The following is a 5,208-nucleotide window of genomic DNA, read 5'->3' as shown; positions in this document are numbered from 1 at the left end:
GCCGAACGGCCTCGGTCCCCAACTTTACCGGGAAGCACGGGGCGAACCCGCTCCCACTGCTCGTCGCTTAATCCGTGTCGATCCAAGATGGCGCTCCCTTCGCCAGTCTTGAATCCGATCCGCGCGGAAAAAGGAATCCCTTAAATGTCCACACGCCTTAGATCGGACGCCGCGATCCTGAAGTTGCGCTCGGAGGAGGAGGGGTCGAAGCGCCGCCGTTCGCACAGGCCCGTCCGGTAGATGCGCAGCGCTTCCTCCACGCCCTTGGCGATGGACTGGGCGACGGAGGTCGGCACCATGCCGTTGCGGGTCCGCACGAACAGCGGATCGTTGAAATGATCGCGAAGGGTCTGAAGATTCCGGCTGAGCGACGATTGCGGCAGTTCCAGCTCGTCCGCCGCCAGCGTCACGCTCTTCAGCCGCATCATGGCCTCGAACACCGTCAGATGGAAAAATGACAGCATGGCCGCCTGGTCGCGGCTGGTGGGCAACATATTCATGGCCTTAGCCTCTCTCCTCGCCCGTCCGCGCCTGTGTCGAGTCCCGGCGTGGCAGGCACCTTTTTCCGCAGAGTGGATACTCATAAGCGCTTTGCCGCAAGCCCGAATTATACATATTCTGAATCCGAATAACGGATATTTGTCCCGAAATGGCGAGCCATTCGCCTCAGCCGAACCGAAGAAAGGCTGCAATCATGCGGGTTTTCAGGGGGTCAGCGGTCATCCGGCCCTGGCCGCCATTCAGGGTTGAAATACAGGCAGGCATGTTTGCGGCCATGGGCATTGATGCAGGATCAAGATTTTGGATATTCAAATTCTTGACTTGAACTCGCGTCGAAGCGCCCGCACCCAGAAGGAAATCGGCAGGAGAGGCGAAGGAATATGTTGAAGCTCTATTACAATCCCGGTTCATGCTCATTGGCGTCCCACGCCGCGCTGGAGGAAGCCGGGCTTCCCTATGAAACCGAACTGGTCGACCTGACGCAGAACGTGCAGTTTTCGGAAGATTACCGGCGAAAGAATCCCTGGGGCCGCGTTCCCGCGCTGCTGATCGGTCAGGATGTCCTGACCGAGAATGTCGCCATCCTCAACTATATAGCGGGCCTTGTGCCCGAACGGGAATTGCTGCCCAAGGCGGGCCTTGCCCATGCGCGGGCCATCGAGTGGCTGTCGCTGCTCTCCAGCACCGTCCATGTCGCCTTCCGGCCGATCTTCCGGCCGAACAGGATCGCCGAAACGGAGGGCGGCCAGAAGGATGTCGCCGCCACGGGGCTGAACAGCCTGAAAAGCGTCCTCTCCCTGCTGGACCAGCGTCTTGGCGAAGGGCCCTATGCGCTGGGCGACAGGTTCAGCCTTTGCGACCTCTATCTCTTCGTCTTCGTCCTGTGGTCGCGGCGTCCCATGCTGGACGGCAAGCTGGGCGCGTTGCCCAACCTCGACGCCTTTGCGGAGCGGCTGGCCACCCGCCCTTCGGTCAGCGCCGCCCTGGCTCAGGAGGGGCTTGCATGGCCGAAGGCGCCCAGAACGGTTTAGGCTGTATCGCCCGGCCTAGGCCGCGTTGATAAAATTCAAGAGGTTCGCCGGACTGAGTAATTTGAGTGGTTTGCGGATCTCTCCTATTCCTCCCCATCGAGAGATGGGGAGGGGGACCGGCCGAAGGCCGGTGGAGGGGAAAGGGCACGACCTCCGGAATTTCCCCTCCCCACGCTTCATGTAGGGAGGATTAATGTCCGCTTTTGGCCATTTCCCGAACTCCCGAATTAGGCCGGAACCATGTCCAGATGACGGGCGATTTCCGCCTGGAGTTCGAGAAGCGGGGCCACGGTCTCGGACGGCCTGCGGCCGAAACCGCATTCCGTCGCGATGCCGAAGGCCGGAAGATGGGTCTTCGCATGCCCGGCGCGCCGCAATGCGCCTTCCAGACCGTCGCGGGCGTGCACCAGGCCCAGATAGATGGTCGTGCCCGCCTCCGTCGCCAGTTTCGACAAAGGCGCGAAATAGGTGTCGTCGGCCCGGTCGATGGGTACCGGCAGGTGGAACCAGTCGATGGGGCGCTCCACCAGCGTGGCGAGATGGTTCATGACGCTCACCATCAGCGCGGTATCCTCCGGCTCCTTGAAATGGGAATGGTTCGCATCGCCATAGCAGAGGTGGAAGCCCATCTTGACGGATGACGGAACCCAGGACGCCAGCTCGACCATCCGGCTGACGAGCGGGTCGAAATCCGTGACCGGCGCCGGGAACACGCCCTCCAGTACCGCGAATTCAAGCGCTGCGTCCCACTGGACGGCCAGACGCTCCGGCGGCACCACCGCCAGGATCTCCTGCAATTCCCGTCGCATCGCCGCGGCGTAAAGCGGTTCGATCGCCTCGAAGCTTTCCGGCTCGATGAAGGACATCATCGGCGCGAAGGGCGTCGGCAGCGCCACCATGAAACGGGTGTCGGCCGCGATCCTGCCTTCCGCCGCCAGCCGTTCGAAAGTGCGATAGGATGCGATGGCGGCGCTGGCATAGCCCAGCGGCGGAAACGCCGCGTCGTCGGCACAGTCGGCGCGCCTGGAATAAAGGTCGACCTGCACGGCGCCATATCCCTCGACATGTTTCTTGCGCTCCAGCATGGGCGCCTTGTCCATGACGCTCTTCTGCCAGTTGATCCAGTTGGTGCGGTCCCCGGTCTCTCCGTCCGGGATCGCCTTGATGCGGCTGCCCAATGTTCTGGAGACGGTGGAAAAGACCTGCTCTTCATCGCTTAACGGAACGCTGCCCACAAGCAGGATCGGAGTTGGCGCGGCATCGCTCATTCAGGCACCCTCATTGGCTTTCGGTCAATTTTTTTGCGGAAAGCGGGCGGTCTATCTCCATTCGAGCAATGTCGAGCGGACCGTCCCTCCATCCTCGACCGTCCTAGAACGGCGGTGCCTCGCGCGGAACATTGTGAAAGTGGATTCTTCCTATCCAGATTCCGGAATCGGACTTTATCGCACTATCGCAAAAGTGAATGGCCTCTAACGCCATAACGGTTTCGGGAATATATTGCGCTTACTCATAACGAACTTAGAATTTGACGGAAAGACGCAAGAATCAGCGACCGTCGACTTTGAAAGGCCAATGCTCATGGCCGGGGCGAGCGATATTTCCGTTCCGAACTCCATGCCGTCTCTTCCCTTCATGCTGCTGGAGGATCTCGAAGAGGGCACCGCCACCCTTTATGAGCGTCCCTGCGCGACCGTCACCGCCTCGACCATCGATGGGGTCGCCGATGCATTGCGGCGCGCCGACGCTCTGGTGGAGGAGGGCGCGTTCCTGGCGGGCTGGATAGGCTATGAGGCGGGCTATGCACTCGAACCGCGGCTTCATCCGTTTCTGCAACGGCGACGGCATGAAACGCCGCTGCTGCGCCTGTTCGCGTTCGAACGGCAAAGGCGTTTTCCCTTCAGCGCCGTGGATCATTGGCTTTCGGGGTCCGCCCCGCATGACGCGCATCTCGATCCGCTGGAACCGGCGATCAGCTTGGCAGAATATGCCGCTGCATTCCATCGCGTGAAGGCTGCGATAGAGGCGGGGGACATTTATCAGGCCAATCTCACCTTTCCCCTGTGCGGAGCGTGGCGGGGCGATCCGCTGTCCCTCTATCGCGCGATCCGGCCGGAGGCGAATGCCCGCTTCGCGGCGCTGATCTTCGACGGGCATGACTGGCTGCTCTCCTTCTCGCCCGAACTTTTCTTTTCGGTGAGCGGCGACAAGCTGCAAGTTCGTCCGATGAAGGGAACGCGCCCGCGCGGCGCCGACCCCGAAAGCGACAGGCGCCTTGCCCGCGAACTGGCGGAAAGCGTGAAGGACAGGGCAGAAAATCTGATGATCGTCGACCTGATGCGCAACGATCTTTCCCGCATCAGCAGGCCCGGCAGCGTGAAGGTCGACCAGCCCTTCCGCGTGGAGGCCTATCCCACCGTCTTCCAGATGACGACCGGCATCACGTCCCGCTTCGACGGCGAACCCGGATTGTCCAGCATCATCCAGGCGATGTTCCCCTGCGGATCGATCACCGGCGCTCCGAAATTGCGGGCTATGGAGATCATCCATGAGGTAGAACGCTGGAGCAGGGGCCCCTATTGCGGTGCGATAGGCGAATTTGCCCGGATGGAGGAGGGCAGGGGCGTTCAGGGCCGCTTTAATGTCGCGATAAGGACGCTGCGCCTGCGGCCGGGCGCTCATCCCGGTCAGGGGACGGCGATATTCGGGGTCGGATCGGGCATCGTCGCGGATTCCGTGCTGGAAGACGAATGGGAGGAATGTCTTCTCAAGGCCCGCTTCGTCGAACGCGGCTTCCTTCGCGGGACGGCCGACCGGGCGCGGATGCGCAAGGCCGGATAAGTCCCCTGGGCCAGCGTCTGGCCCAGGGGGTGGAGCTTCAGGCCGCGAGCGCCTGGATCGCCTCATTGGCACTGGTCTTGGCGGCGGTTTTCTGATCCTCGCTGACCTGCAAACCTTCCGCGACGATGACCTCAGGATCCTTGATCCCGATGAAGGACAGGGCGGCGCGCAGGTAGCTGTCGCCATGCTCGACCGCCGCGGCGGGGGAACCGGCGCCGTAGAAGCCGCCCCGCGTCACCGCCACGATGACCCGCTTGCCGCTTACCAAGCCCGTCGGTCCCTGTTCGGAATAGCCGAAGGTCTTGCCCGGAACCAGGATGCGGTCGACCCACGCCTTCAATTGGGTGGGGATGGTGAAATTATACATGGGCGCGCCGATCACGACGATGTCGGCCGCCAGAAACTCTTCCAATATGGCGTCGCTGTTTGCGCGAGCGGCAAGGGCGTCGCCCTCCAGCGGCCCGGCAAGCTGGGAAAGGGGATGCGCCGACGGCAGGGTCGCGGGCGTCGCATGGCCCAGCCTCTCCGCCACCAGATCGCGGGAAACGACCTCTGCATCGGTCGAGCCGCGCAGCTTGTCGACTATCGCGCCGGTCAGTTCCCGGCTGGTCGAATGATCGCCCATGATGCTGCTGTCGATACGAAGAATTTTCACCATCACCTCGCCTTGAATAATAAAGGCGTGTGGACATTTAGCGCATAGCGATCTTCAGGGCCGCAAGGTTGATCATGGCGCGGTAGCTCTGATCAGTTTTCTCGTATCGGGTAGCGATGCGCCGGAATGTTTTGAGGCTACAGAAGAAGTTCTCGACGAGGTGCCTCCAGCGATAGGCAT

The 5,208-nt window shown here is 61.8% G+C and carries 5 protein-coding genes and 1 pseudogene; 2 read left to right on the top strand and 4 right to left on the bottom strand.

Annotated features, from left to right (window positions below):
- Window positions 1–140: 140 nt before the first annotated feature.
- Window positions 141–500, bottom strand: a complete 360-nt coding sequence (locus BV95_RS22225) for a LysR family transcriptional regulator (RefSeq protein WP_037457464.1) — start codon at window positions 498–500, stop codon at window positions 141–143.
- 381 nt (window positions 501–881) lie between these two features.
- On the opposite strand from BV95_RS22225, the gene BV95_RS22220 reads away from it, so the two are divergent.
- The gene (locus BV95_RS22220) at window positions 882–1,532 is read left to right on the top strand and encodes a glutathione binding-like protein (protein WP_037457458.1); all 651 of its coding nucleotides are present in this window, start codon (window positions 882–884) and stop codon (window positions 1,530–1,532) included.
- A gap of 227 nt (window positions 1,533–1,759) precedes the next feature.
- Here BV95_RS22220 and BV95_RS22215 read toward each other — a convergent pair whose 3' ends face one another.
- The gene (locus BV95_RS22215; protein ID WP_037457456.1) at window positions 1,760–2,800 is read right to left on the bottom strand and encodes a uroporphyrinogen decarboxylase/cobalamine-independent methonine synthase family protein; all 1,041 of its coding nucleotides are present in this window, start codon (window positions 2,798–2,800) and stop codon (window positions 1,760–1,762) included.
- Between the two features lie 313 nt (window positions 2,801–3,113).
- On the opposite strand from BV95_RS22215, the gene pabB reads away from it, so the two are divergent.
- Window positions 3,114–4,373 carry an aminodeoxychorismate synthase component I gene (gene pabB, locus BV95_RS22210; protein ID WP_162179778.1) on the top strand — a complete coding sequence of 420 codons (1,260 nt, stop codon included), beginning with the start codon at window positions 3,114–3,116 and terminating at the stop codon, window positions 4,371–4,373.
- Window positions 4,374–4,410: 37 nt separating this feature from the next.
- Here pabB and BV95_RS22205 read toward each other — a convergent pair whose 3' ends face one another.
- Window positions 4,411–5,028 (bottom strand): FMN-dependent NADH-azoreductase, encoded by a 618-nt coding sequence (locus BV95_RS22205; RefSeq protein ID WP_037457460.1) that lies wholly within the window; start codon window positions 5,026–5,028, stop codon window positions 4,411–4,413.
- A 37-nt stretch (window positions 5,029–5,065) separates the two neighbouring features.
- Window positions 5,066–5,208 (bottom strand): annotated as a pseudogene (locus BV95_RS22200) (IS5/IS1182 family transposase); the annotation flags it as partial.

It is taken from the genome of Sphingobium chlorophenolicum, assembly GCF_000722875.1.
In the GTDB taxonomy this organism is placed as follows: Bacteria; Pseudomonadota; Alphaproteobacteria; order Sphingomonadales; family Sphingomonadaceae; genus Sphingobium; species Sphingobium chlorophenolicum.
This window is presented reverse-complemented; position numbering and strand designations above follow the sequence as displayed.